We start from the raw sequence: 25203 nt of genomic DNA on the forward strand, positions 1-25203 counted from the left end.
GAGCCGAGTCGGGGAGGATTCCCCACCCAAATCGGACAGAAACCCTCCCCAACACCTTCAACAAGCGGCTTGCCGCAAACACAGGTCGCACAGGCACCATGGATGGTCTTCATCCGCAGACCGGCACCACGTCGACCTCACACGAATGTCATTCTGCGACCAGACTCATCGCGGCCATGGTCCATGACCCCCGTTGATTGAGCAGGGTGAAGTCGCGCTTGTATTTCTGTGCGGTGTTCGCCACAGACTTCGCCGACGGTGAGTCCTTCGATGTGTATGTGCCGATTGTCACCAGCGCGTATCCGCCAACCGGTCCGCCGTCTCCGCGGAAGAGGTCCGGTACGTCGTTGACACGTTCGAAGTAGTCTCCGGTCAGTCCTCCGTTTGCGGCGTTGACCTTCGCCACGTAATTCGCGTATGCCTTGCATTGTTTGCAAGCTGTCGTGGTCGCGGACATCATCGGCGCGACGTCGCCGGTAGTCGAGGCGTAGTTCATGAGGCTGACGTAGTACCTCACGAAGGCCTCTCCCGCTGACAAACTCAGGCCTACGGCCGCGCTGGGTCGCTGGGGTACGTCAGTCGCAGTTGTCGACAGTGAAGGTGTCTGAGGTGCGTTCGTGGACGTCGATCCTGACGGTGGGGCCGCGTTGGGGGGACCTGTCGCGGGGCTTTCCTGGCCGCAGGAAGTCAGGAGTGTGATGGCGACCAGGCAGGCTAGGAGCGTCTGGGATCGCCTGTTGCGTTGTGTCACGTGTGTCAGCCTCTGTAGTTGACGCGATCGTAGTGACCGGACGACTTCGTGGATCTGGAGTGGAGCGGCAGCGTCCTTCTTGGTCTCACTTACGACGACGGCGAGGTCTGCCTCATTGCTTCTTGAGTTCCATTTCGTACATAACCCAGTTTCCGTCCTGCGGGGACAATGCGAACTCTCGGGTGTACTTCGTGGCTTCTACGCTGACCGCGGTCGCACTCTTCGATTGCCTGCTGACGTAGGCCCCGACAGCGACAGTGGCTGAACCGCCCAAGCGTCCGCTCTCACCACGGTAAAGCTCCGGGACGTCGGTGACCTTCTCGAGGTAGTTGCCTTTGAGTAGGCCGTTAGCGGCGTTTGCTTGAGCTACGAACTTCGCATATGACTTGCAATTCTCACAGCCTGCCTCACTCTCAGCGAGCATCGGCGAGGTGTCGCCCGTCGCCGAAGCGTAATTCAGCAAGTCGCTGTAATAGCGAACGAACTGGTCGGCCGCCGCGAGCGTGACGCCCCTGGCGCCCGTGGGGCGCTCGGGTGGCTCGCCCGGGGCCGTCGATGGAGTCGGCTTGGAGGCTGACTGAATCGCTGCGCCCGTCGACGTGTCCGCGGCCGTGGCCGGCGGCGGGGCTGTGTTGGGGTGGCCTGCTTCGGGGCTGCCTTGGCCGCAGGCGGCTAGTAGTGCGGTGGTGCTGAGGCAGGCCAGGAACGCGGTGGTTGGCCGGTAGCGGCACGTCACGTGTGTCAGCCTCCGTGTTGACGATCGAACGGGCCTGTCGGGCAGGGCTTGGTATCAAGAGCTGCAGATCCGACGTACGAGGTAGCGAGCCGATTTCGTCCTGCCTGCAGCCCGCGACCTGCCCACGCTGACGAGATTGAGATCAGCGGTCTGGGTCTACGAGGACGGGGATGGCTTCGCGGACCTGCAGTGGTGTGGTCGGACCGGTTACCGGAATCGTGCCGGTGACGTACTGCCAGCCGGTGCCGGCAACGTTGAAACGCGCGGCGTAGCTGGTCGTCAGCGTGAGCCCGACGGCGCCACGCTTCATGTACTTGTGGGTGACCTCCTTCGACGGGTACGGCTTGCCGGGAGTGCTCGTCGTGAGCGCTGGGCTGCCGTCGCCGAAATTCCAGGTGTAACTGACAGGCGTCGCCTGGACCACCACGGGGAATCCAAGCAACGTCACTGTCGCCGTCGAGACCTTGCTGTCCTCGGTGTAGACGATCGTCTCCAGGTTCACCAACGTTCGCCCATCAGGCTGCACCTTCACCGAGAGCCCTGGGAAGGTCAAATCCTTCGCCTCCGAACGAATCTGCTCCCAAGTCACGTCCTTCGGTTCTGGTCGCACGGTCCGACGTGCGATCGCGCGCTCAGTGGGCTTCGGCTCATCCGGCTCGCCGCAATCATTTGGACCTTCGACCTTGCCCTGCATTTCTGTCGGCCTGCATCCGGCGTCGTGAATGCGCAGGTCTCGCCTTGCATCCGAGGTCTTTGCTCGCTGTTCTCGCGTCGGCGTGCTGTCCGTCGGAGTCCTGGGTTTCTTGCGCTCGGACTTCGGTGGGGGAGGGTCCTCGACGCGAGACTCCTGTTTGCGTTGTGTGCCCTTCAGCCGTAGGGCCTCTCGCTCGCGATCGGTGGTCACAGTCGGCGTCGGCTCGGATGGCTTTGTCGGTGAACCGGAACCGGCGGCTGTCACCGAGCGCGGAACAGCGTCCGGCGCGGCGAATGCCGCGTTCGCGGCCAGCAAGCTCGACGCCACGAGCGAACCGACGGTGAGTATTATTCTTCCGATACTCATGGCTGGCGTTCTTCTAGTTTGATCTCGTACATGATCCAGTTGCCATTGCTCGGAGAGAGCGCGACCTTCTCGGTGTAGCTCCTCGGCTTGCTCGTAACCGGCTTCGCGGTCGGCGAGTTCTTTGTCGTGTACGAGCCGATCGTGACTGCCGCGGTGCCGAACAGGCGGTTGCTGTTACTCCCACGAGCTAGTCCGGTCACCTCGGCTACGCGCTCGAGATAATCTCCGCTGAGCGCGCCGTTGGCCGCATTGATCTTTGCCGCGAAGTCGGCGTACTGCTTGCAACCCTCGCAGCCGGCCTCGCTCTCGGCGAGGAGGGGCGCACCGTCGCCGGTTTGGGAGGCGTAGTTCATCAAGTCGACGTAGTGCCGGACGAACGCCTCACCTGCGGCAAGCGAGAGACCGACGGCGGCTGTAGGCCGGGAGGGCGGAGCTGCTGGCGTACTACTCGTCGCTGCAGTGGTCGATCCGCTGGATGGCTGACCGCCAGACGAGGATGCCGTTGGCGGGGCCGTGTTGGGGCGGCCGGCCTCCGGGCTTGCCTGGCCGCAGGAGGCCAGTAGGGCGGTGGTGGCTAGGCAGGCCAGGAGTTTGGGGGTTGGCCTGTTGCGGTGTGTCACGTGTGTCAGCCCTCCGTAGTTGACACGATCGTAACGGCGGGGTGGGGCTGGGTTCGATGTCAAAAGATGCAGTTGTGGATAACGGGGTTGGGGACCAGGAGCCGCCCGGCTGGGGGGTTAGAGGCTCGGACGGCTCCTGGTTGGTGGTGGGACGGGGTGGGGTGGGGTTTATGACGTGAAGTGAGCGAGTGGCTTCGTTGTGATGTCGTTCACAGGGGTGCGGGTGCGGGGGTGTATTGGACGTCCAGGGCGGCGGTGGTGAAGTTCAGGGAGGTGTAGAGGGCTCGGGCTGGGATGTTGGTGCCGTCCACGTAGAGGACTATCTCGTCCAGGTTGCGAGTGGCTTGGAGGTGGTGGAGGCCTTGGAGGGTTAGGGCTTTGCCTAGGCCCTGGCCTTGGTGGGTGGGGGATACGCCTACGACGTACACCTCGCCTACGCCGTCCTCGACCTTGGTCCAGTGGTAGCCGGCGATCGCTCCGGTGGTGGAGTCGACGGCCAGGAAGAAGCCGTTGGGGTCGAACCACGGTTGTTGGAGGCGTTCGGTCAGGTCGGCGGTGGTCCAGCTGCCTTGCTCGGGGTGGTCGGCGAAGGCGGCTGCGTTGACCTTCAGCCAGGCGGCGTCGTCCTGTCCGGGGACGAACGTGCGTACGGCGATGCCGTCGGGCCAGACGGGTTCTGGGAGGTCGGCCCTGGTACGGCGCAGGAAGTAGAGCTCCCGGGTGACCTCGAGGTTGAGGCGGTGGGCCAGTTCGTCGGAGCCGGGCAGGCGGCCGTGGGCCCAGACGCTGGTACGGGCGCCGCCGTGGTCGAGAAGGATGCGGAGGAGCGCCGTACCGAAGCCGTTGCGGCGGGCGGACGGGGCGACGAAGAGTTCGGCGGAGCCGTCGGGGGACAAGGCGCCGTACCCGACCAGGTTGCGGGCGCTCTGCAGGCCGCTGACCTCGATGGTGCCTGGATCGCCTTCGTAGGCGAGGACGTGGACGTCGCCGGGGTGTTCGCCGTCGAGGTGCAGGAGGGTGCGTTCGGAGAGCGGGTTGACGCCGTCGCTGTGCGCTGCGGCGCGAGCGAGTTCCGTGACGGCGGCGGCAGTGGCCGAGGGCAACGGTGAGGGAACGGCTTCGAGGGTCACCTGAATACCGTAAAAGGTCCGGTCCAGTTCATGCTCAGGTCCTGGCGAGGGCGCGTCGTCACGGGTAACTTTCGCGGAACCGCGGAGGATTTCGCGGCACCGCAACAGCGGTGACCGAGACGACGGAGAAAAGATGGCCATCACAGGACGTGGCAGGGCACGGTTGGGGGGACGGCGGGCGGTCGGACTGCTCGTCACCGGGACGGCCGTGGCGCTCGCGTTGGCCGCGGGGGGATCCGTGAGCCAGGCAGGAGCCGCGACGCAAGACGCGGCTACGCAGGATGCGGCCACGCAGAATGCGGCGACCCAGGCGAAGAAGCCGAAGCCGACGCACAGCCAGATCCAGCTGCTCGCGATCAACGACTTCCACGGCAACCTGGAGCCCGCGTCGGGGTCCAGCGGCAACATCAACGGCATCCCGGCGGGCGGCGCGGCGTACCTCGCCACGCATCTGAAGGACCTCCGGGCCGCCGCGAAGGCGAAGGGCCAGGACTCGGTCACGGTTGCGGCCGGTGACCTGATCGGCGCCTCGCCGCTGCTGTCGGCCGCGTTCCACGACGAGCCGACGGTCGAAGCGCTGAACGGGATGGGACTCGAGGCTGCGTCGGTGGGCAACCACGAGTTCGACGAGGGCTGGCACGAGCTGCTCCGGATGCAGACCGGCGGCTGCCTGCCGGACGGCGACGGGGCGAACAACCAGAACTCCTGCCCGGACGCGGCGCACCCGTTCGAGGGCGCGAAGTTCAAGTACCTCTCCGCGAACGTGTTCTTCGAGAACACCCGGAAGACCCTGTTCGCGCCGTACACGATCAAGACCTTCAAGGACGGCAAGAAGGTCGGCTTCATCGGTATGACGCTGGAGAACACGCCGAACATCGTGACCAAGTCCGGCGTCGAGGGGCTGACCTTCAAGGACGAGGTCGACACTGCGAACGCGCTGGTCCCGGTGCTGAAGAAGAAGGGCGTGGAGTCGATCGTCGTGCTGCTGCACGAGGGCGGCTTCCCGGTCGACCCGAAGGCGTACAACAGCTGCCCGGGGATCTCCGGCCCGATCATGGACATCAACGCCAACCTGGACCCGGAGATCGACGCGATCATCTCCGGCCACACCCACCAGGGCTACAACTGCTCGCTGCCGGACAAGGACAACAAGCCGCGGCTCGTCACCAGCGCCTCGTCGTTCGGCCGGCTCGTGACCGACGTCCGGTTGAGCATCGACAACGCGACCGGCGACGTCGACCGGGTCAACACACTGGCGAACAACCAGATCATCACCCAGGACGTCGTGCAGGACCCGAAGACCGCGGCCCTGATCGCCAAGTACAAGGCGCTCGTCGCCCCGATCGAGAACAAGGTGATCGGCCACATCACCACCCCGTCGGTGGTGCGGACACCTGACGATTCGCTCGAGTCGCCGCTGGGCAACCTGATCGCGGACGCGCAGTTGGCCGACCCGAGCGTCGTGACCGGCGGGAAGACGCCGGTCGCGGCGTTCATGAACCCGGGCGGCATCCGCGCCGACCTGGCGTCCACCAACGGTGAGGTCACCTTCGGGAAGGCCTTCACCGTGCAGCCGTTCAACAACTTCCTGGTCTCGATGGACATGACCGGGACGCAGATCAAGGCCCTGCTGGAGCAGCAGTTCTCCGGGGTGAACGGCCCGGACGCACCGAAGTTCAAGGTGCTCCAGGTCGCGGGCATCACCTACACCTGGAACCCGGCCGCCGCGGCGGGCTCGAAGGTGGTGGCCGGCTCGATCAAGATCGGCGGGCAGCCGCTGGTCGACGGTACGTCGTACCGCATCGTCACGAACAACTTCCTCTCGGACGGCGGTGACGGCTTCCCGGCCTTCACCACCGCGACGAACAAGTTCTTCGGTGGGCTGGACATCGATGCGTTCGCCAACTACCTGACCGCGCACGACCCGTACACGCCGGTCGCGACCGACCGCATCTCCGTCGGTTCCTGACCACAACGGCCGACTGAACGAGAGCCGGTACGTCGCCTCACAGGCGGCGTACCGGCTTTTTCTTCTCGTCAGTGATCCTGGTACCTTGCGTACTCAGGCACTTACGGAAGGTGAGCGATGGCGCACGTTGCTCCGACCTCGCACCGGCGGGCTCCCAGGGCTTCGCATCGCGGGCATCGCAGCGCGGACGGGCCGGTGCAGATCAGCAGCTGGCTCGGGCTGACATTGGCATTCGTTGTGGGGCTGATCCTGACGGCGCAGGCGCACGTCGGTGTTCACGCAGCCGGGGTCACCCTGCTGGTGATGCTGGTGCCGGTCACCGTCGGGGTGTTCGTGGCGGCGTTCCGGCAGGGCGTCGGGTCCTGGAAGGCCGCCCTCGTCACGGCGGCGGCGCTGGCCTTCACCCTGCTGAAGTTCTTCCTCTAAGAACTCAGGACTTCGCTTCGGCAGGCTCGCGTGCCGCGGGCGCCGGCGGGACCACGAAGCGGTAGCCGACGTTCCGGACGGTGCCGATCAGGGCCTCGTGCTCGGGGCCGAGCTTCGCGCGCAGACGCCGTACGTGCACGTCGACCGTCCGCGTACCGCCGAAGTAGTCGTAGCCCCAGACCTCCTGGAGCAGCTGCTCCCGCGTGAACACCCGGCCCGGGTGCTGCGCGAGGAACTTGAAGAGCTCGAACTCCTTGTACGTCAGGTCGAGCGCCCGGCCGTTGAGCTTCGCGGTGTACGACGCCTCGTCGATCACGACGTCGCCGCTGCGGATCAGCGTGGACTCGGGCTCGTCGTTGCGGGTCGCGGCGAGGCGGCCGATGACGAGTCGCAGCCGGGCCTCGATCTCGGCCGGGCCGGCGGTGTCGAGCAGTACGTCGTCCGCGCCCCAGTCGGCGTTCACCGCGGTCAGGCCGCCCTCGGTGACGACCAGGATCAGCGGTACGTCGATACCGGTCGTGCGGATCAGCCGGGAGGCGCTCCGGACGGCGACCAGGTCGCGGCGGGCGTCGAGCAGCACGGCGTCGGCGTCCGGCGCATCCACCAGCGCCGAGACCTCGGCCGGCAGGATGCGGATCTGGTGGGGGAGCAGGGCGAGCGACGGCAGGACCTCGGTGGAGGCCTGCAGGGCGTTCGTCAGCAGAAGCAACGTGCTCACGCTGTCTCCTTGTGCTGATCATCGGATCCGGTGGCCGCGATCCGGGCCTCGTGCACGCCTGGCCCCGGCGGCGTCGTTGCCGGGGGCCTGGGACACACTGGGTCTAACAGCAAGCTGACATAATAGCCGAGACTTAACCGATTAGTGAGGCGCGGACCAGATGCCGGAAGTGACCATCAGGTACTTCGCTGCCGCACGCTCGGCCGCCGGGGAGTCGTCGGCGACCGCCGAGGCGGGCTCGATCCGCGATCTGGTCACGACCGTTTCGACCGATCGGCCGGAGCTGGCGCGGGTGCTGTCGATCTGCACGTTCCTCCTGGACGGCGAGCGCGCCGAACCGGGCACACCGCTCACCCAGGGCGCCCTGGTCGACGCCCTCCCGCCCTTCGCGGGCGGCTGACGAGGACCAGGCCCGAGGACTCCTCGCCAGGTACATTCGTCGCCGTGGCGATGGAGTCGGGGACGCTGCTCACTACGGTGGGTCGCGCGGGGGTCCTGTTCGGGAAGGCGTGGCCGCGCCTTCTGGCGGTGTTTCTGGTGGCGCAGCTGGTGCACCGCGGCCTGCAGTGGGTAGCGGTCCAGGCAGGCGCCAGAGCTGAGGCAGCCGGCATCGCCGTACTGGCGTTGCTCGTCGTGGTCTCGCTGGCGATGTACGTGACCATGTTCCTGGTCCTCCGTGGCGAGTTGCCGTTCCACCGCAGGGCAGTTGCCGAGGGCATGCTTGCCCCGGACGGTGTGGAGCCCGGCCGCGAGCACCGGGCGCTCGACGCGCTCGCTGCGGCGCTCCTGCCGTTTCTGGCCTTCTACGCCGCCTACAAGTTCCTGCAGAACGAGGCGCTCGACTACGAGTACCAACTGGCCGTCCACAAGGTCAACGAGACGGCCGCGACGATCCTGACCGGAGGCAGCGTCGCTCCGGAGTCCACGGGATTGCAGTCGCTGTCCACCTGGTTGTTCATCGGGCTCGGCGCCACGGCGTACCTGCTCCGGTTCGTGTTCAAGAAGTGGAAGAAGGAGCGAGAAGGCGCGGTCCGCAAGCTGTTCGTCACCTACCTGGAGGCGCTGTGGATCTTCGTGGTCATCTACCAGGCGTCCTCGTACATCCCGTCGCCGAAGTCGTGGCTGCAGGAGCGCCAGGTCTGGCAGTGGCTGCACGACGGGTACAGCTGGGTGCTCGACCACGTGCTGGGCGTCAACCAGGTCCGTGAGGTGTGGGACGCGGTCACCGGGTTCCTCGCCGCCGGTATCGCGGACCTCTGGGACGCCGCGGTGCTTCCGCTGATGTGGATCACCATGACGGCGATCATCTACGGCCGCGTCGTGCAGAAGCTCGACAAGCCGCGCTGGCGGTTCGACCGCATCACGAACCGCTGGCAGCAGACGCCGCGGATCGTCCGCGTCGCCGGGAACTCGGTCATGGCCGACTGGAAGGACCGCTGGACCCCCGTCCTGGAGGCGTTCCGGCTGGTGGTCCGCTCCGGCCTGCGGCCGATGCTCGGGTACTTCCTGGCCTGGGCGGTCGTCACGTTCGCCGCGAGCGGCGTGTGGATCGCCCTGAAGGTGTGGGTCCTCGGTCCGCACACGCTGCAGTTCTGGCAGGTCATCGACGAGCCGCTGAACCTCATCACCGACGGCCTGAAGATCATGCTGCAGGTCAGCCTGCTCGCCGCCGCGTACGACCGGATGATCGGCGGCCTGGCCGGCTACCTGACCCCGCGGACCCGTGCGGTGCACGAGCAGTCGGCCGGCGACCACGGTGTCACCGACCTCAGTGCCGCTACCTCGGGAATGCCAGGTACTGAGGGAGTTTCGTAGCCCACGTGATCGTCGGCTGCACGCTGCCGGCGACGGACGACGGTACGACGAACACCGCGACCGTCTCGAACGGCTTCCCGGCCACCGGCTTCAGGTAGTACGGCGCCGCGGCCCCACGCCAGCTCGACGGCTTGTCGTCGGAGCCGCCGCTGCACCCGTTCGGACGGTCCTGGTAGTCGTCCGCGAGCGTGTCCTCGTCCCAGATCCGGCCGTCCGGCGCCCGCAGATGGACCAGGCAGCCGCCGAGCCCTTCGAGCGCGGACAGGTTGTCCACCTGCAGCCGGAGGTACACGCGGATCCGCGTGGTCCCTTCGGGTAGCGCGTTCTGATCGAGACCCTTCTCGGCCGGCTGCGGGTTCTCCTCCACGTTGGCGGCGAACCAAGTAGCGCCGTTGTACGACGTACCGCCCGCAGACACCGTGACGGGATCGCGGGGCTCGTTGCTGTACCAGGACTTGTAGTCGCTGCGTGTGGTCCACCACCCGGCGAGCGGGATCGCCACCACCAGCGTCGCGAGTGCGACCGTGTTCTTCCGGAACCAGCCCCGGCGGGCCCGGCGCGCGCCGCTCACGAATCGCTCGCAGCCGTCAGGTCGACGACGTCCTGCACCTGAGGCGCGTCTGAGCCGAGTGGCACGGTGACCTGTGGCTCGAGGTCGTTAAGGATCGACTTCTCCATCACCAGCAAAGTTGCCCCGGGCACCTTGTCGGCCGGCATCTCGATCACGAACGAGCCGCGGACCGGAATGTCCGGCGCGAACTCGGTGCCGGTCAGGTCGACCCGGTCGAGACCGCTGCGGTTCGAGGCGAGGTACGTGATGCCGTCGGCCGACCGGATCTTGACGCCGAAGATGTGCATCGGCTCCCGTTTGGCGGTGACGGTCGCGTCGACGACCACGAAGGCGGTCAGCGAGTCGCGGTCCGGCGTGGACCGCGGGATCCGGAGCTTCTTGCCGACCCGTACGTCGTCGACGGTCAGATCGAACCGTGGCGTCTGCACCGCGCGCCCGACGATGCCGTTCACCGAGGTCGGCTGCTGGATGTCCTGCTGCGTCGGCGTGAACCGGTACAGGGCGACGATCGCGACGAGTACGGCGAGCGTGAGGCCGACGTTCAGCAGTTTTCGCCCGGTCACTTGGTGTTGTCCTTCACCGCGACGGTGCTGTCCGCGGCGATCTTGTTCGGCAGCCACTTCTCGTGGTGGTCGAGGATCGACTCGTCCTCGTGCTCGTAGCCCTGCACGGTCAGCTTGACCTCGGTCGGGAACTGGCTCGCCTTCGGCAGCTTCCAGACGTACGCGACGTCCTCGGCCGCGTCCGGCGTGAGCACCGGGCTCATCGTCGCGTCGCGCAGGTTCGTGGTGCCGAGCGGCGGGTCGGTGTCCTTCACCCCTGGCACGCCGATCAGCCGGATCAGGTCCGACGGCGGTGTCGTGCCGGTGTCGTCGGTGACCTTCAGCTTCGTCACGACCGCGATCAGCACGCCACCGTCGTCCGGTGTGAACAGCGGCTTCAGGTCCTTCACGGTGACGACCCGCTGGACGGTGACCTCGAACTGGCCGGCGTCGATCGCGGTACCGGCGTCCACCTGCGGAGTCTCGTCGCCGGCCTTCTTCAGCCCGCCGAAGGCCGCTGAGACCACCAGAAGTACGGCGCCGGCACTGATCGCCCACGTCCGGACCGAGCGGCCCCGCACCTTGAGATCCTGGAACTCCGGGAGCTCCTCCGGCTCCGTCCCCCCGCTCCCCGTTTCCTGCACGCGGGCAAGGGTATCCAGCGAGAGGGCCGCGTCAGTCGTCCGGCCGTCCGCGGAGTCGCTTCGTCTGGCCGCGGCGCTTCTTGTCGTCCAGCCGGCGCCGTACGGACCCCTTGCTCGGCTTGGTCGGCCGCCGTTTCCGGGGCGGTGGAGCGATCGCCTCCCGGATCAGCACGGCCAGCCGTTCCCGCGCGGCCTCCCGGTTGCGCCACTGCGACTTGTACTCCGACGCGCCGATCGTCACGACCCCGTCGACCAGCCGCGACTGGAGCCGCTCCACCGCCCGTGTCTTCAGTACGTCGCTCAACGCCGACGTACCCGCCACGTCGAAGCTCAGCTCGACCCGGCTGTCCGTGGTGTTCACGGACTGCCCGCCCGGTCCGCTCGACCGTGAGAACCGCCACGTCAGCTCTGCCTCGGGAATCACCACTCCCGACCGCACGGTCAGTCCACTCTCCACAGGCCTATTAGACCGGAGCACAATCACCAGATGGATGCCTGTGTCTTCTGCGGCCTGATCTCCGCCGATTCGGCCCGCTGGATCGCCAAGGAGGACGCGGCGGTCGCGTTCCTCCCGTTGCCCGGTGAGGAGATCGCTCCGGGGCACACGCTGGTGGTGCCGCGGCGTCACACCACCGCAGGTCTCCTGGACGCGCAGCCGGGTGACCTGACCCTGGTGATGGACCTGGCTCAGCGCATCGCACAGAAGATGGTGGCGACGCTCGGCGCGACCGGTGTCTGTCTGCTGAACGCCAGTGGGCCCGGCTCCGGCCGCAGTGTCGACCACCTCCACCTGCACGTGGTCCCGCGGTACCCGGGCGACGGAGACGACAGCCTGCCCTGGCCGACCGGGCGTTCACGCCACCGCCTCGCTGTGGATCCGCAGGTGCTTCTCAGCACGTGAAACGGCCGGTTGAATTGTGAACGGGGCGTCGTACCGTGGGTAGCTGTGAGTCTTGGGCTGTGGGTACTCGTCGCGGCGGTGGTAGCCGGCGTGGGGCTGAGTGTGCTCAAGGCCTGGGTCGACGGGCGGTTTCGCGGGAAGAGCGAGGACGACGTGGAGCGGGTGACGGCCGCGGAGTTGGGCGGGGAGCTGGGCGAGCGGGCGACGCTGCTGCAGTTCTCATCGGCGTTCTGTGCGCCGTGCCGGGTCACGCGGCGGACGCTGGCCGAGGTCGAGGGCATGCTCGACGGAGTGCGCCACGTGGAGCTGGACGCCGAGTCCCACCTGGAGCTGGTACGCCGGCTGGACATCCTGCGTACGCCGACCACGCTGGTGCTCGACAGCACCGGAGCCGTGGTGAAGCGCGCCAGTGGAGCGCCGCGGAAGCCGGACGTGATTGCCGCCCTCGCCGTCGCGATCGACCGCCAGCCGAGCTGACCGCGTCCGGTTCACGCCACCGGATGGCCAATGAACCGGGACGTAGGCAAGACTCTCCTGGTGAGCTCTCAAGTAGCAGGTTGGTACGACGACCCTGAGGACCCGACCCAGCAGCGGTACTGGGACGGCAGCGCCTGGACGGATCAGCGTCGGCCGCAGGAGGGCCCACCGCCGTTCCAGGGGCAGTTCGGTCAGTCGAAGACGCAGGACTTCCCGAAGTACGGGCAGACCGCGGAGCACGGACAGGTGTACGGCGGCGGCGGTCCGGCTCAGTCACCGTCGCAGTTCGGCCAGCAGCCCTCGCAGCAGGCCCCGCAGCAGGGCGGCTACCCGGCGTACCCGCAGAGCGGACAGGGCTTCGCCTACCAGGGGCGGAATTCCGGCACCACCCCGGACGGTCAGATGCTGTCGGGTTGGTGGCGCCGTGTCTTCGCGCGCATCATCGACTCGATCATCGCCTGGTTCATTGCCTTGCCGCTGACCGGCTACTTCTACTACCAGTCCAGCAAGGTGATGAACTCGTGGGTGGAGGACGTCCTGGACGCCGCCCGCGCCGGTAGCTCGACCCCGGTCTCGATGCCGCCCGAGGTGTTCAAGTACGCCATCCCGGCGTCCCTGATCGGGGCCTTGGTCGTGTTCGTCTACGAGTACCTGTTCCTGGTCGCCAAGGGCCGCACTCCCGGCAAGATGGCGACCGGGATCGCGGTCCGGCTGCGGGAGACGCCGGGCAAGCCGCCGCGCGGCGCCGTGGCGAAGCGCGGTGGGCTCATCCTCGCCCTGAACCTGGCCGGCGCGATCCCGGTCGTCGGCCTGTTCGCCTCCCTCGCTCTGCTGCTCAACTACCTCTGGCCGCTCTGGGACGACAAGAAGCAGGCGCTGCACGACAAGGTCGCCGGGACCAACGTGGTCCGCGTCTGAGAGCGGGCCGTCCCACAGTTTGATCAGTTGTCTCACGTGATGGGACCACGGGTGGCGCGCCCGCCCAGGTTCCGTAGTCTCGTGACGTGGTTTACACGACATGGCTGACGAAGCGACGGGCAGTGGACAACTGCCGCGTCCGCTCTTCGCTGTGTCGACGCCGCTGACCAGGCGGCGTCCAGAGCGCTGCGGAACCGGTCGCTGAGCACGGTTCCGCGTACGTCGCCTCCCGCAGACCCGGGCGGGTTCCGGCTCGACATCCTCCTTCTCCGGGAGTCGTCATGTCCGAACAACAGGCGGCACAACAGGTCGATCCGCGCGGTCTCCGGTTCGCTGCCGGCGTGACCACGGTCGTCCTGGCCCTGACGCTCGTACTGAACAACCCCTGGCCGCTCGCGGTGCAAGCCGTCGTGTTCGCGATCTCGGTCGCGTTCGGCGTCAGCGCGTCGCCGTACGGGTTGCTGTTCAAGCGGCTGGTCCGGCCCCGGCTGGGCCCGCCGAAGGAGCTGGAGGACGCGGCCCCGCCGCGGTTCGCCCAGCTGGTCGGCCTGGTCTTCGCGGTCGTCGGTCTGGCCGGGTACCTGACCGGCCTGACCGTGCTGGGAGTGGTCGCCACCGGATTCGCCCTGGTCGCCGCGTTCGTGAACGCGGCCGTCGGGCTCTGCCTCGGCTGCGAGGCCTATCTGCTGATCCACCGCATTCGTACGCCAACCACCGCTACCAACTGAGAGGCAGCACACATGAGCAGGGAATCCGCGCTCGTCTCGGCCGACTGGGTCGAGGAGCACAAGACCGACGCCGGCGTCGTCCTCATCGAGGTCGACGAGGACGTCTCGGCGTACGACGCCGGCCACATCGCCGGCGCGATCAAGATCGACTGGCAGGACGACCTGCAGGACCCGGTCCGGCGCGACTTCGTCAGCAAGGAGCAGTTCGAGGCGCTGCTGTCCGACCGCGGCGTGAAGAACGACGACACGGTCGTGCTGTACGGCGGCAACAACAACTGGTTCGCGGCGTACGCGTACTGGTACTTCAAGCTCTACGGCCACGGTGACGTCCGCCTGCTCGACGGCGGCCGCAAGCGCTGGGAGCTGGACAGCCGCGAGCTGACCGACGAGGTCGTCAAGCGCGAGGCCACCGAGTACTCCGCGCAGCCGCAGAACCTGGAGATCCGCGCCTTCCGTGACGAGGTCAAGGACGCCATCGGCGTGAAGAACCTGGTCGACGTGCGCAGCCCCGACGAGTACGCCGGCCGGCTGCTCGCCCCGGCCCACCTGCCGCAGGAGCAGGCGCAGCGGGCGGGTCACATCCCGACCGCGGCCAGCATCCCGTGGAGCAAGGCGGCCAACGACGACGGCACCTTCCGCGCCGACGACGAGCTGAAGACCCTGTACGCCGACGCCGGTGTCGACTTCGGCAAGGACACCATCGCGTACTGCCGGATCGGCGAGCGCTCGGCGCACACCTGGTTCGTGCTGCACGAGATCCTCGGCCAGGCGAACGTGAAGAACTACGACGGATCCTGGACCGAGTGGGGCTCGCTGGTCGGCGTACCCGTTGCCCTCGGCGACGAGCCCGGAAAGGCCTGACACATGTGCGGAGCGAAGAAGGGCGGCCTCGACCTCAAGGGTGTCGACGTCGACAAGGAGGCCGTGATCCAGGGCCAGGTGCTGCGCGGCGAGGAGCCGGTCGGCGGCGCGTACGTGCGGCTGCTGGACTCCACTGGTGAGTTCACGGCCGAGGTGCCGACCTCGGCGACCGGGCACTTCCGGTTCTTCGCGGCGCCGGGCAGCTGGACGCTGCGCACGCTGGCCCCGAAGGCCGACCCGGTCGACCGTCAGGTGGTCGCGCAGTACGGCGAGGTTGCGGAAGTGGCCGTCACCGTCTGAGCAGTCGTTCGTTACAGAAGGTGCCACCACCACCCGACGGTGGCCCACCCTGAAGTGAGCACCGAGGGGCCCGGACCTTGCGCGTCCGGGCCCTTTGGCATGCCTGGGATCGCTTACCGAGCAGGGTTTCCGGGTCATCGCAGCCGGGTTACGGGTGGCAGCGGGAAATCTCGTGGAGCGAGCGGCAAGGTAACGGTTTGGTCTCGGAGAGCGGTCGGCTCGTCACCTACCGCAATCGGCTGAGTTGTGTCTGTGTCCTGACCCGCAGTTCGGGTCACGTCATCACTCAGGGAGGAGGGGTCAATGCGACCCCGCATCGGATACAAGAAGCTCGCCGCCGTCGGTGTTGCGGCGGTTGTCGGCGTGGCTTCTACGATTGCGCTGACGTCGGGTTCCGCGTCCGCTTCGCCGGTTTTCGGCTACAGCGGATACTCGTACGGGACCGATGTTCAATCCGGGCTGGCGAACAGTGGCCCGCAGGTGATCAGCAAGTTCGGTTGCACCACGGACGCCACCAAACATGACAAGAACGACATCGCCGCGGCGAACGTGAACGGGCAGGCGATCGCGCGCTCGGTGAAGACCGACACGCACGGCTTCAACAACGCCAGCGGTACCGGCGTCACCAGCACCGCGGTGGCCGCCGACGTCCGCGTCGGCACCCTGCTCACGCTGACCGGCGTGAAGACCACCACCACGTCGAAGTACTCGAAGGGCAAGCTGTCCTACACCGGCAGCACCACCTTCGCGGGCGTGCGGATCGGCGCGATCTCGGTGCCGTCGCTGCTGAACCCGAAGCCGAACACCAAGGTCGCCGTACCGGGCCTGGGCTACATCGTTCTGAACCGTGTCGGCGGCGTGAAGACCGCGTCCGGCATCTACTCGTACGCGCAGGCGGTCGTGCTGCACGCGACGGTGAAGAACCAGTACATCCCGCAGGGCGTCGACGTCGCGGTGCTGAAGACCCGCGCGGAGATCTCGAAGCCGGCGACCGCACTGGTCATCGGTGACGCCTACGGCACCAAGGCCACGGCCGACAAGCTGGTCGTCTCCGACGCCACGTCGCTTCAGACCACCTGCCAGGGCACTGAGGGCAAGACGGTCCGGGTCGCGGTCGGCGAGCTGAACATCCCGAAGGTCGCCTACGTCGGCGGTGTCTACACCACCAAGAACGGCGCCATCGGCGAGGGCAAGTCCTACATCAACTTCACCTCGCACGTCGCGGGTGTGAAGGTCGGGTCGCTGTCCATCGGCGCCATCGAGTCCTCGGCTTCCGCGTGGAAGACCAAGGACGGCAAGGGCGGCGTGAGCTCGTCCTCGACCATCGCCTCCATCAAGGTCGGCGGCAAGACCTACGCCGTCCCGACCGGCGAGAACAAGACGCTGGAGATCCCGGGCATCGCTCGCCTGACCTTCAACCAGGTCATGCGGCAGAAGCGGTACATCTCGGTGAACGCTCTGGTCGTCGAGGTTCAGGGCCTGAACACCAAGGTCGTCGTCGGTCACTCGGCCGCAGGCGTCGTCAGCTGATCTCAGCAGACACTCTCTGAGTCGAACCTCACCGACCCAGAACAACCGGCCCCCGGATCCCGCACGGATCCGGGGGCCGGTCTTTTGTGCTCGCACCCCGACTTTGAGAAGCCACCGACCATTTCCGGAGCGGATTTTTGGTCGGTGGCTTCTCAAAGTTGAGCTCAGGTGTCGAGGATCAGGGTGACGGGGCCGTCGTTGGTGAGGGTGACGTCCATGTGGGCTCCGAAGGTGCCGCGTTCTACTTTGGCGCCTAGGGACTCGAGGGCGGTGCAGAAGGAGTTGTAGAGGGGCTCGGAGATGGGGCCGGGGGCGGCGGCGTTCCAGGAGGGGCGGCGGCCCTTGCGGGTGTCGGCGTACAGGGTGAACTGGCTGATGGTGAGGATCGGGGCCTGTTCGTCGGCGGCGGAGCGTTCGTCGTGGAGGATGCGGAGGGTCCAGATCTTCGCGGCCAGCGCGGCGGCCTTCTCGGGGGTGTCGTCGTGGGTGACGCCGAGCAGGACCAGCAGCCCCGGCCCGTCGACCGCCCCGACCACCTCGCCGTCCACGGTGACCGACGCCCGACTGACTCGCTGTACTACGGCTCTCATGGACAACATCCTCTCGCGCCGGAGATCGTCCGGTCATCGGACCCTACGGCAGGCAAATATCCGTTTCGAGGCACGATCTGGCAGGATTCGTCCATGGCGTCGACACTGATCACTGTTGCTCCCACCGGTGCCGAGACCGCGAAGGCGGACTGCCCGGCGTTGCCGACCACGCTCGACGAGCTGGTCGAGACCGCGAAGCGCTGCGAGGCCGCGGGAGCGGCGATGATCCACATCCACATCCGCGACGGCGAGCACAAGCCGACGCTGGACCTGGGCCGGTTGACGGAGACCGTCGCCGCGGTCCGGGAGAACACCGCACTGATCGTGCAGCTCTCGACGGGCGGTGCCGTCACGGATCCGTACGAGGACCGTCTCCGCGTGCTGGACGCCGTACCCGACTCCTGCTCGCTGACCATGGGCACGGTCAACTTCGGCGACGACGTCTTCATGAACCCGTGGCCGTTCGTCACGCAGCTCTTCCAGCTCACCCAAGAGCGCGAGGTCGTTCCGGAGTTCGAGCTGTTCGACCTCGGTCACGTCGCCGCGCTGCACCGGCTCCTCGACAAGTACGGCCTGCCGTACGGCGGGCGCGTGCACTGCGATCTGGTGATGGGCGTCCCCGGGGGCATGCCCGGTACGGCGGACGCACTCGTCGCAGCCGTCAACGCCCTCCCCGACGCCGTCACGTCCTGGTCCGCCACGGGCATCGGCCGTACGTCGTTGACGGTCGCGCTGGCCGCACTGTCGAAGGGCGGCAACCTCCGCGTCGGCATGGAGGACACGCTGACGCTGGCGAAGGGCCACCCGGTCACGCACAATGCCGAGCTCGTCGAACGCGCCGCCGCGCTGGCGACCCTCGCTCAGCGGCCGCCGATGTCGCCTGACGAGGCCCGCGACCTTCTCAACGTGAAGAAGTAGCCGACGACACCGCCCGCGATGATCGTTGCCTCCAGCAATAGCCAGTCGCGGAGGTAGTCGCGGGGCAGCACCGTCGGGTTCACGCCCTTGCCCTGCCGCAGTAGTAGCGGCAGGGCGATCAGGCTGGTGATCCCGACGTACAGCAGGGTCGTTCGCACCACGCCGACTGTTCGGTGCCGATCGGGCCCCGCCGACCAGCGAGTGACGAGCCAGCCGACGCCGACGGTCAGCGGCACCAGGAAGAGGTCGTCGGCCACCACGGCCCCACCCAGCCAGATCGGCAACCGCACCAACCCCCGGACGTCGACAGCGTGCACCAGGCTCCAAACACCCCACAGGCCCATCAGCACACCGGCGACCAGTAACCCGATTCGCAACCTCATGTGATGACCTCCAGCCGATGCACCCACTTGGTCTGCAACACCCCAGGCCGATTGGGCGCGATGATCCGCGCCGGGAACCCGTGGTCGAGCGCAAGCTCACCGCCGTTCAGCCGGAGCGCCAGCAGCGTGAGTGAATCGGCGGCGAACTCCGGTGGCAGCTCACTCGTCGCGTAGAAGCCGCCCTTCTCCATCGAGACGACCCGAACTCGTGAGTGCGCCGGGGCGCCGCACAGTTCGAGCAGATCCCGGATGCGGATGCCCTCCCACCGTGCGCCTTGGCTCCAGCCCTCGACGCAGGCGATCGGCAGCTCGGCGCGGCTCTGCGGCAGCGCCCGTAGTTCGTCGAGCGAGTAGGTGAGCTGCTGGGGTCCCGTGATCAGGAAGCGCCAGTTCTCGTCGATCCCCGTGACGCCGGCGGCTTCCGCCGTACGGTTCACCGGCAGGCCTTGTGGTCCGATGTTCGGCTTCCGCGGCGCGAGTACGGCGACGGGACCGAACGCCGGGGCCGACTGGCCGACCGACGTGATGCCGACGAGTGTCGCGGCACCGGCCACGGTCCTGAACAGCCCGCGCCGGGTCAGGCCGGTGATTGCCGGCGGCAAGGAGTCCGGCGCCTTCTCGGCCGTACGTCGCCAGTTCGCGCGGATCGGCGGGAGCTTGACGGCGAGATGGACGAGCAGCGCGCCGACGATGATCCAGGCCAGCGCGTAGTGGGTCTGCCGGAACGGGAACGGCCACGGGTACCACTGCAGCGTGTTGAGGAACCCGATGAAGAGCTCGAGCGCCATCGCCGAAACCAGCACCAGGATCGACGCCCGCTCCAGCATCGTCGCGAGCGCCTGCCGGCTCGGCGGCCACGGCGGCTTCGCGAAGAGCTTCGGGTAGACCGTCCACAGCTTCGCCAGCAGCAGCGGGACCGCCACGGTCCCGCTCAGCACGTGCAGCCCCTGAGTGACGCGGTACAGCGAGGCCGGACGGCTGGGGATCGGGAGCCAGCTCGGGGTGTCCTGGACGAAGTGGCTGTAGAGGCCGGTCAGGAAACAGATCGTCACGGCGACCGCCAGCCAGCGGCCGATGACCGTCGCCACCCGCGGGTGGTGCAGCGGCGACGGGAACGACTTCTCCGTCGGAGGGGCCGGGAGCTTCATGTTTCTACTACAACGCAGCCGGTGACGTGTGTACGGCGTACGGCGGTTACTGCTCGCGAACGGCGTACCCGGAACCAGTTATCCACAGGTCTGCGTCTGTACCGCAGTTGGTGGCACCGGTCGGGGCATACTCTGGGCAAACTTGACGGAAGGAGTGGCGGAGTGAAGACGCAGGAGCGGTCGTTCGACGATGACGAGCGGGCGATGGCCGATCTGGCCGAGGTCGTCGACTGGCGGCCGATCTGGGGGCCGCCGGCCACCGGAATGGACGCGATCCGTGCCTTGGTCAACCGCGTCACCGACGCCACCGGCTGGATGCCCTGGGCACCGGGCAACATCGACCCTGATCGGTACACCTGGGGCCTGGTCACCCAGCGCGAGACAGTGATGCTCGTGCTGCCGGACGCCGTGCTGCCCGAGTCGCCGCGGAGCGGCTGGTCGGCGTACGAGATCGGCGCCTCGGAGCTGCCGCAGGCCGAGGAAGGCCTCGACGCGCACTGGCCGGGCCAGCTCGAGATCGCCCGCCGCTACTGGGGCCCGCCGGTGTACGTCGGGCCCGGCGACGACCTGCGCATTCCGCCGGAGTGGCGCGGCCGCCGCCGGCATCTGGCGGTTTGGCTGCGACCGGGAGCCGAGTTCCACCTGTATGCGTCCCAACCGGGGCCGGAGGAGACCGCGGTCGGCTTCGGATACTCCGTCTATGCCAGCGAGGTGGCCTGATGGCTGAAGAACTCGAAGCGGAAGACCTCCTGCGGATCCTGGTCCGGGAGTTCAGGCGCCTCAAGAGCATGGGGCAGAACCTCTGGAATCGCCTGTCTTCGCAGCAGCGGCGCCGTGCGGGGATCGAGCGGGGAATCCTCCAGGACCGCTGGGGCCCCGACCGTAACCCGGACGTCGACGTGCGCGATCGCACCGCCCAGCTGGAGCGCGAGGCCGCGCGGGCCGAGAATCAGGTCCGGGACCTCGAGGGGCAGAACGAGAACCTGCGCGGCGACGTCGACCGGCTGCGGGAGCAGAATCAGGACCGGGACCTGAACAACGACCGCGACCGGGACGGGATCGACGATCGGGTCGAGAACCGGACCGATCTCGATCGGGATCACCGCGACGACGCGACCGAGCGCCGCGACGACATCGATCAGCAGAACGACAACGCGAACGACCGCGACGGTGACGGCGTGGACGACGCGGTCGAGCGGCGCGAGGCGGACCGGGCCCGGGAGGACGACGAGAAGCGGAAGCGGGACGAGCAGAACAGCCAGCAGAACCGCGAGGACGGCATCGACCCGGCGACCGCCGGGACTGCTGCCGGCGCGGCGCTTGCGGCCGACGAGATCGCCGACGAGCAGAACGCCGACGACCGGCAGGACGTCGAGGCGGACAACGAGTCGGATGTCGACGCGGACAGCACGGTGGATGATCCGTCCGCCGAGGCGGACAACGTGCGCGAGACCGAGCCCGCCGCGGAGCAGGAGGACGTCAACCCGTACGTGGCCGAAGAGGGTGCGCTCGACCCGAACGACCGGCTGAACGAAAACGACGGTCAGCAGACGGACCCCACGCTCGACGCCGACGGCGAGCCGAAGGTCGACGCGGACAACGCGGTAGGTGACCCGTCGGCCGAGGCGGACAACGCGCTGGAAGACTCGTCGGTGGATGCGGACAGCGCGGTGGATGACCCGTCGGCCGAGGCGGACAACGTGCGCGACACGGAGCCTGCTGCGGAGCAGGAGGGCGTCAACCCGTACGTGGCCGAGGAGGGCGCGCTCGACAACGACGACCGGCTCCAGCAGACCGACCTCGCCCAGGAGGGTCAGGACTCCGCTCTCGACGGGGACGAGTTGGACGGTTCGGAGCTGGACGAGTCGGGGCTGGACGCGAACGACGGGCAGCACACCGACGTCAGCGCCGAGCAGGACGGCGTCAACCCGTACGTCGCCGAGGAGACCGGGGTCGACAACGACCTGCAGAACGACGGCACCGAGCTCGGACAGGACGGCCAAGAGGCCGACCCACAGCAGGTGGACTCACCGCAGGTCGACGCGCAGCAGGTAGACAATCCGCAGGTCGACGCGCAGCAGGTCGGGGATCCGCAGGTTGACACGCAGGCGGTGAACGGGCAGCAGGTGGAGGCGCCGCAGGCTGATACGCAGCAGGTTGATGCTCAGCAGGTGCAGGCTTCTGGGCAGGGGGCGGAGGCGGGTCAGGACGGCGCGCAGCCTCCGCAGCCGAAGGGGCCGGACACGCAGCAGATCGCCAACGCCTCGCAGAATGCCGTCGACGAGACCGCGGGACTCGGCCAGGAGGACGGCCAGAGCCCGGGCAGCCAAACTGAGGGCCCTTCGACCAGCCAAGCGCAGGGCTCGCAGTGGCGTCCGCCGGAGCAGGCGGCCGAGGACCCGGCGATCGCCGACGCAAAGGCCCAGGGAAACAAGCAGCGGAGTGGTCCCGCTCAGGCGCTCCCGCCCGACGAGCAGGCGCAGTTCGACAACACTCGGGGCGACCAGGAGCCGCTCAGCAAGGTCAAGGTCGACAGCGCCGGTGTCGCTACCAATGACCGCCCCGGCACCCCGGCCGCACAGCGCGGCCAGGACCGCAACCGTGGCCAAGGCAACGACGGCCGAGGCAACGACGGCGGCCGCGAACGCTGACCACCTTCTACAACCAACAGCACGGTCCGCGGGCTCTCCGAGTCCGCGGACCGTGCTGTTGGTAGGACCATGCTGTCAGTAGACGATCGCTTGGGTGTTTTCGATGAGGATTTCTTCGGTGAAGGCGGGGGCGCCGGCTATCCGGGTGCCGGGGCGGAGGTCGGGTTCGGTGAGGTCGCGGCGCTTGGCGCACTGGGTGCAGACGGTGAGTTGACCGCCTTCGAGGACCGCGGTGAGCAGGTCGGCGAGGGGTGCCGCGTGCGGGAGTTCGAAGGCTTCGGCGCGCCCGGGTACGGCGAACCAGACGGCGTCACCGGTCAGCCACAGGGAGACCCTGGCGCCGGCCGCGACCGCGGTGGCGGCGACGGTGAAGGCCTGGTTGGCGCGCTCGGGTTCCTCGGCGCCTGCGGTCAGCTTGATCACCAGCGTGCGGGACATCACGCCACCGTAGCCGAAACCGCCGTACCCATCCTCTAGACTGACCAACGTGCTGCACGTCGTCTTCACCACGCTGCTGGTCCTGGTCTGTGTGTTCATGGGCTGGTTCTCGGCGTTCGTCGTCTACCGGCTGTATCGCGGCCGTAGTGCGAACTGAGTGACCCGATGGCGTTCGAGATTCCGCAGGACCTGCACCCGGACCTGATGCCGCTCGCGTGGCTGATCGGTCGCTGGGAGGGCCGCGGGCACGGTGACTACCCGACCATCGAGAAGTTCGAGTTCGGGCAGCAGATCGACTTCACCCACAACGGCAAGCCGTACCTGCACTACGTCAGCCAGACGTTCGTGGTCGGCGAGGACGGCACCAAGGAGCGTCCGCTCGCCGTCGAGACCGGGTTCTGGCGCCCGCGGCCGGACAACAAGGTCGAGGTCATCCTCGCGCACCCGACCGGCTTCGCGGAGATCTGGTACGGCGACATCGACGGCGCGAAGATCGAGCTGCAGACCGATGTGGTGGCCCGCACCGTTTCGGCCAAGGAAGTCACCGCCGGCCACCGCCTCTACGGTCTCGTCAACGGCGAGCTCCTCTGGGCGTACGACATGGCCGCCGAAGGCCAGCCCCTGCAGCCCCACCTCTGGGCAACTCTCGTCCGCTCCACGACACCGTAGACAGCGGAACTACCGAGCCCCCTTGCGGGACTCGGTCCAGCAGCAGCCCAGACCAGGCAGCTGGTCCGGGCCTCCGCCGATGTCGTGTCCTCAGACCTTGGGGTGGTTCGGGGTGATCTGCGTCGCGACCGACGTCCAACTGATCACGTCGCCGCGCTTGTACGGCATCGGGTCACCGTCGCCGTTGAGCGGTGCCGTCACCGTAGCGACCTCACGAAGACCGATGAACTGGCCTGTCTTCGAGTCGATGATCAGCTCCTTGCGGACGCCCCACATCTCGACCAGCCCGATCGCCCGGCCGGCCTTCCCGTCCAGGTTCACCGCATCCGGAAGGAGCTGGATGCCGTGGATACCGCGCAGTGCCTTGTACAGCGTGGCCCGCTGCTCCGACGTCGCGAACCCGGACACCAGGATGCTCCCGGCGCGCTCGAACGCCCGGTAGTCGCCCTGCGCCGGAGCATCACCCAGCCCCGGCCAGGTGTGGTCGTTCTTCCGCAGCGCCGCAAGCAGGGCGGCCGGGTCCTTGGGCAGCCGGGAGATCAAGTCGACCGACGGGGTGAGCCAGCTGGCCTTGCAGTTGCGCGTCGTACCCTTCGGCTGAATGAGAATGGCACCGCCGGTCATGACGGCGCAGGCGTCCGCGGTCTTGATCTTCTGCGGCTTGATGTTCAGCGGGTCGGTCCGGTGCCAGAGCTGCTCGGCAGCCTTGCTGGAGAACTCCTGCTTGGCGCCGAGCACCGAGATCGCGGTGAACGGCGGCGTTTGGCTGGACGGGACCCACCAGTCGCTGACCGACAGGCGAGTGCCGTGGTACGCGTTGCGCGGACCGAAGTTCCATCCTTCCTGGCTCCGCTGGGTGACCTGCCGGTACTGGCCGGCCGGGATCGGTACGTCCGGGGCACTGGTCGACTGGTCGGCGGCGGTCCCCAGGAACGTGCCGGCGTCGGCTATCGCGCCAGGCGCCACCGTCCCGTCGGTCTTGGTGACGACGTCGTTGACGAGGAAGCCGACGGCCAGCGTTGCGGCGAGGGCACCCGCGAGCACCATCCGGCGGCGTCCGGTGGAGCGGCGCTCGGCAGGCTGCGGGGTCAGCACCCGCTGACGGGCGCGGGCGAGGGCCAGCGGGGTGGCCGGCGGTACGTCGTCGTTCAGGCGCTTGAGTGCGTCGATCTCGGTCATGAGCGGTTCTCCTGGAAGTCTGAGCCGAGCGCGGCGCGCAGGACTCGACGGGCACGGTGCAGGCGGGACGCAACCGTCCCGGCGGGGATTTTCAGGGCGGCGGCGATCTCGGGATAGCTGAGGTCTTCCCACGCGTAGAGCAGGAGGACGTCCCGGTCGGTCTGCCGGAGGCCGGCCAGTACGCCGGCCAGGGCGCGTGAGGTCGTCTCCGCGTCGACCCGGTCGACGACCTCGGCGGAGAGCGTGTCCGCGCCGGCCGGCGCTGCGCCCGGGTCGGAGCGCGAGTACGCCCGGTACTGGCGTATCTCGTCGCGTCGTCGGCGGCGGATCAGATTGGTCGCGATGCCGTACAACCACGGCAACGGACCGGACGGTGACTCACGGTAGCTGTCTCGACGCTCGAACGCGATCAGGAACGTCTGAGCGACCAAGTCGTCCGCCTCGCCGGTACCGAGTCGGCGAGCGATGTACCGGTGGATCGGGGGAGCGTGCACGTCGAACAGCACCGCGAAATCTTCCGGCGTCTGACC

Annotated in this window: 31 protein-coding genes; 15 read left to right on the forward strand and 16 right to left on the reverse strand. The window is 67.8% G+C overall.

The features are described from left to right. Positions 1-148: 148 nt before the first annotated feature. From OHB24_RS16195 to mshD, 5 genes are all read right to left on the reverse strand, one after another. A complete protein-coding gene (locus OHB24_RS16195) occupies positions 149-751 on the reverse strand; it encodes a DUF6318 family protein (protein WP_327639850.1) in 603 nt (200 codons plus the stop codon). Positions 752-863: 112 nt separating this feature from the next. Further along, positions 864-1487, reverse strand: a complete 624-nt coding sequence (locus tag OHB24_RS16200) for a DUF6318 family protein (RefSeq protein ID WP_327639851.1) — start codon at positions 1485-1487, stop codon at positions 864-866. A 142-nt stretch (positions 1488-1629) separates the two neighbouring features. Next, a complete protein-coding gene (locus tag OHB24_RS16205) occupies positions 1630-2547 on the reverse strand; it encodes a PKD domain-containing protein (RefSeq protein WP_327639852.1) in 918 nt (305 codons plus the stop codon). Then, positions 2544-3167, reverse strand: coding sequence for a DUF6318 family protein (locus OHB24_RS16210; protein ID WP_327639853.1), 624 nt, complete (start codon positions 3165-3167; stop codon positions 2544-2546). The genes OHB24_RS16205 and OHB24_RS16210 overlap by 4 nt, the downstream gene beginning before the upstream one ends. Before the next feature lie 209 nt (positions 3168-3376). Next, positions 3377-4297 carry a mycothiol synthase gene (mshD, locus tag OHB24_RS16215; RefSeq protein WP_327639854.1) on the reverse strand — a complete coding sequence of 307 codons (921 nt, stop codon included), beginning with the start codon at positions 4295-4297 and terminating at the stop codon, positions 3377-3379. Positions 4298-4430: 133 nt separating this feature from the next. Here mshD and OHB24_RS16220 point away from each other — a divergent pair, with 133 nt between their 5' ends. Then, positions 4431-6266 (forward strand): bifunctional metallophosphatase/5'-nucleotidase, encoded by a 1836-nt coding sequence (locus tag OHB24_RS16220; protein ID WP_327639855.1) that lies wholly within the window; start codon positions 4431-4433, stop codon positions 6264-6266. Positions 6267-6383: 117 nt separating this feature from the next. After that, positions 6384-6692, forward strand: coding sequence for a hypothetical protein (locus OHB24_RS16225; RefSeq protein ID WP_327639856.1), 309 nt, complete (start codon positions 6384-6386; stop codon positions 6690-6692). Positions 6693-6696: 4 nt separating this feature from the next. Here the strand turns inward: OHB24_RS16225 and OHB24_RS16230 are convergent, their stop codons facing one another. Then, entirely contained in the window at positions 6697-7410 is a 714-nt protein-coding gene (locus tag OHB24_RS16230; protein ID WP_327639857.1) for a response regulator transcription factor, read from the reverse strand. Between the two features lie 160 nt (positions 7411-7570). Here OHB24_RS16230 and OHB24_RS16235 point away from each other — a divergent pair, with 160 nt between their 5' ends. Next, positions 7571-7810: a MoaD/ThiS family protein gene (locus tag OHB24_RS16235; RefSeq protein ID WP_131345109.1), complete on the forward strand. Its 240-nt coding sequence runs from the start codon at positions 7571-7573 to the stop codon at positions 7808-7810. Between the two features lie 50 nt (positions 7811-7860). Further along, positions 7861-9225 carry a hypothetical protein gene (locus tag OHB24_RS16240; protein WP_327641075.1) on the forward strand — a complete coding sequence of 455 codons (1365 nt, stop codon included), beginning with the start codon at positions 7861-7863 and terminating at the stop codon, positions 9223-9225. On the opposite strand, the gene OHB24_RS16245 is transcribed toward OHB24_RS16240, so the two are convergent. Genes OHB24_RS16245 through arfB form a run of 4 tightly spaced genes read right to left on the reverse strand, consistent with a single transcriptional unit; the run spans position 9188 to position 11439 of the window. After that, entirely contained in the window at positions 9188-9796 is a 609-nt protein-coding gene (locus OHB24_RS16245) for a hypothetical protein (protein WP_327639858.1), read from the reverse strand. The two genes, OHB24_RS16240 and OHB24_RS16245, sit on opposite strands and share 38 nt — an antisense overlap. Beyond that, a complete protein-coding gene (locus OHB24_RS16250; protein WP_327639859.1) occupies positions 9793-10359 on the reverse strand; it encodes a hypothetical protein in 567 nt (188 codons plus the stop codon). Before OHB24_RS16250 ends, OHB24_RS16245 begins: the two co-directional genes overlap by 4 nt. Further along, positions 10356-10982: a hypothetical protein gene (locus tag OHB24_RS16255; protein ID WP_327639860.1), complete on the reverse strand. Its 627-nt coding sequence runs from the start codon at positions 10980-10982 to the stop codon at positions 10356-10358. Before OHB24_RS16255 ends, OHB24_RS16250 begins: the two co-directional genes overlap by 4 nt. A 31-nt stretch (positions 10983-11013) precedes the next feature. Next, complete coding sequence (gene arfB / locus OHB24_RS16260) at positions 11014-11439, reverse strand: alternative ribosome rescue aminoacyl-tRNA hydrolase ArfB (protein WP_327639861.1); 426 nt, start codon at positions 11437-11439, stop codon at positions 11014-11016. 30 nt (positions 11440-11469) lie between these two features. On the opposite strand from arfB, the gene OHB24_RS16265 reads away from it, so the two are divergent. The 7 genes from OHB24_RS16265 to OHB24_RS16295 all read left to right on the forward strand — a co-directional run bounded on the left by OHB24_RS16265 (position 11470) and on the right by OHB24_RS16295 (position 16697). Continuing rightward, positions 11470-11883 (forward strand): HIT family protein, encoded by a 414-nt coding sequence (locus tag OHB24_RS16265; protein WP_327639862.1) that lies wholly within the window; start codon positions 11470-11472, stop codon positions 11881-11883. 45 nt (positions 11884-11928) lie between these two features. After that, on the forward strand, positions 11929-12360 hold the full coding sequence (locus OHB24_RS16270) for a TlpA family protein disulfide reductase (RefSeq protein ID WP_327639863.1): 432 nt from the start codon (positions 11929-11931) through the stop codon (positions 12358-12360). Between the two features lie 60 nt (positions 12361-12420). Then, positions 12421-13278, forward strand: a complete 858-nt coding sequence (locus OHB24_RS16275) for an RDD family protein (RefSeq protein WP_327639864.1) — start codon at positions 12421-12423, stop codon at positions 13276-13278. A 281-nt stretch (positions 13279-13559) separates the two neighbouring features. Beyond that, positions 13560-14006 carry a DUF4395 domain-containing protein gene (locus OHB24_RS16280; RefSeq protein ID WP_327639865.1) on the forward strand — a complete coding sequence of 149 codons (447 nt, stop codon included), beginning with the start codon at positions 13560-13562 and terminating at the stop codon, positions 14004-14006. Positions 14007-14018: 12 nt separating this feature from the next. Further along, entirely contained in the window at positions 14019-14867 is an 849-nt protein-coding gene (locus OHB24_RS16285; protein ID WP_327639866.1) for a sulfurtransferase, read from the forward strand. A gap of 3 nt (positions 14868-14870) precedes the next feature. Next, positions 14871-15167, forward strand: a complete 297-nt coding sequence (locus OHB24_RS16290) for a DUF1416 domain-containing protein (protein WP_130383357.1) — start codon at positions 14871-14873, stop codon at positions 15165-15167. 303 nt (positions 15168-15470) lie between these two features. Beyond that, positions 15471-16697, forward strand: a complete 1227-nt coding sequence (locus OHB24_RS16295) for a choice-of-anchor P family protein (protein WP_327639867.1) — start codon at positions 15471-15473, stop codon at positions 16695-16697. Between the two features lie 164 nt (positions 16698-16861). Here OHB24_RS16295 and dtd read toward each other — a convergent pair whose 3' ends face one another. Further along, entirely contained in the window at positions 16862-17287 is a 426-nt protein-coding gene (dtd, locus tag OHB24_RS16300; RefSeq protein WP_327639868.1) for a D-aminoacyl-tRNA deacylase, read from the reverse strand. A gap of 93 nt (positions 17288-17380) precedes the next feature. On the opposite strand from dtd, the gene OHB24_RS16305 reads away from it, so the two are divergent. After that, positions 17381-18205, forward strand: coding sequence for a 3-keto-5-aminohexanoate cleavage protein (locus tag OHB24_RS16305; RefSeq protein ID WP_133787204.1), 825 nt, complete (start codon positions 17381-17383; stop codon positions 18203-18205). On the opposite strand, the gene OHB24_RS16310 is transcribed toward OHB24_RS16305, so the two are convergent. Next, a complete protein-coding gene (locus OHB24_RS16310; RefSeq protein ID WP_327639869.1) occupies positions 18148-18588 on the reverse strand; it encodes a hypothetical protein in 441 nt (146 codons plus the stop codon). The genes OHB24_RS16305 and OHB24_RS16310 overlap by 58 nt on opposite strands. Then, positions 18585-19736: a molybdopterin-dependent oxidoreductase gene (locus OHB24_RS16315; protein WP_327639870.1), complete on the reverse strand. Its 1152-nt coding sequence runs from the start codon at positions 19734-19736 to the stop codon at positions 18585-18587. Before OHB24_RS16315 ends, OHB24_RS16310 begins: the two co-directional genes overlap by 4 nt. Before the next feature lie 162 nt (positions 19737-19898). Here OHB24_RS16315 and OHB24_RS16320 point away from each other — a divergent pair, with 162 nt between their 5' ends. Further along, on the forward strand, positions 19899-20456 hold the full coding sequence (locus OHB24_RS16320; protein WP_327639871.1) for a hypothetical protein: 558 nt from the start codon (positions 19899-19901) through the stop codon (positions 20454-20456). Further along, positions 20456-22387, forward strand: coding sequence for a hypothetical protein (locus OHB24_RS16325; protein ID WP_327639872.1), 1932 nt, complete (start codon positions 20456-20458; stop codon positions 22385-22387). The genes OHB24_RS16320 and OHB24_RS16325 overlap by 1 nt, the downstream gene beginning before the upstream one ends. Positions 22388-22462: 75 nt before the next feature. On the opposite strand, the gene OHB24_RS16330 is transcribed toward OHB24_RS16325, so the two are convergent. After that, positions 22463-22825 (reverse strand): DsrE family protein, encoded by a 363-nt coding sequence (locus tag OHB24_RS16330; RefSeq protein ID WP_327639873.1) that lies wholly within the window; start codon positions 22823-22825, stop codon positions 22463-22465. Between the two features lie 165 nt (positions 22826-22990). Here OHB24_RS16330 and OHB24_RS16335 point away from each other — a divergent pair, with 165 nt between their 5' ends. After that, positions 22991-23494: an FABP family protein gene (locus tag OHB24_RS16335; RefSeq protein WP_327639874.1), complete on the forward strand. Its 504-nt coding sequence runs from the start codon at positions 22991-22993 to the stop codon at positions 23492-23494. 90 nt (positions 23495-23584) lie between these two features. Here the strand turns inward: OHB24_RS16335 and OHB24_RS16340 are convergent, their stop codons facing one another. Both OHB24_RS16340 and OHB24_RS16345 read right to left on the reverse strand, forming a co-directional pair. Beyond that, entirely contained in the window at positions 23585-24673 is a 1089-nt protein-coding gene (locus tag OHB24_RS16340; protein ID WP_327639875.1) for a CU044_5270 family protein, read from the reverse strand. Next, complete coding sequence (locus OHB24_RS16345; RefSeq protein WP_327639876.1) at positions 24670-25179, reverse strand: RNA polymerase sigma factor; 510 nt, start codon at positions 25177-25179, stop codon at positions 24670-24672. Before OHB24_RS16345 ends, OHB24_RS16340 begins: the two co-directional genes overlap by 4 nt. Between the last annotated feature and the right edge of the window lie 24 nt (positions 25180-25203).

The organism is Kribbella sp. NBC_00482 (assembly GCF_036013725.1).
In the GTDB taxonomy this organism is placed as follows: domain Bacteria; phylum Actinomycetota; class Actinomycetes; order Propionibacteriales; family Kribbellaceae; genus Kribbella.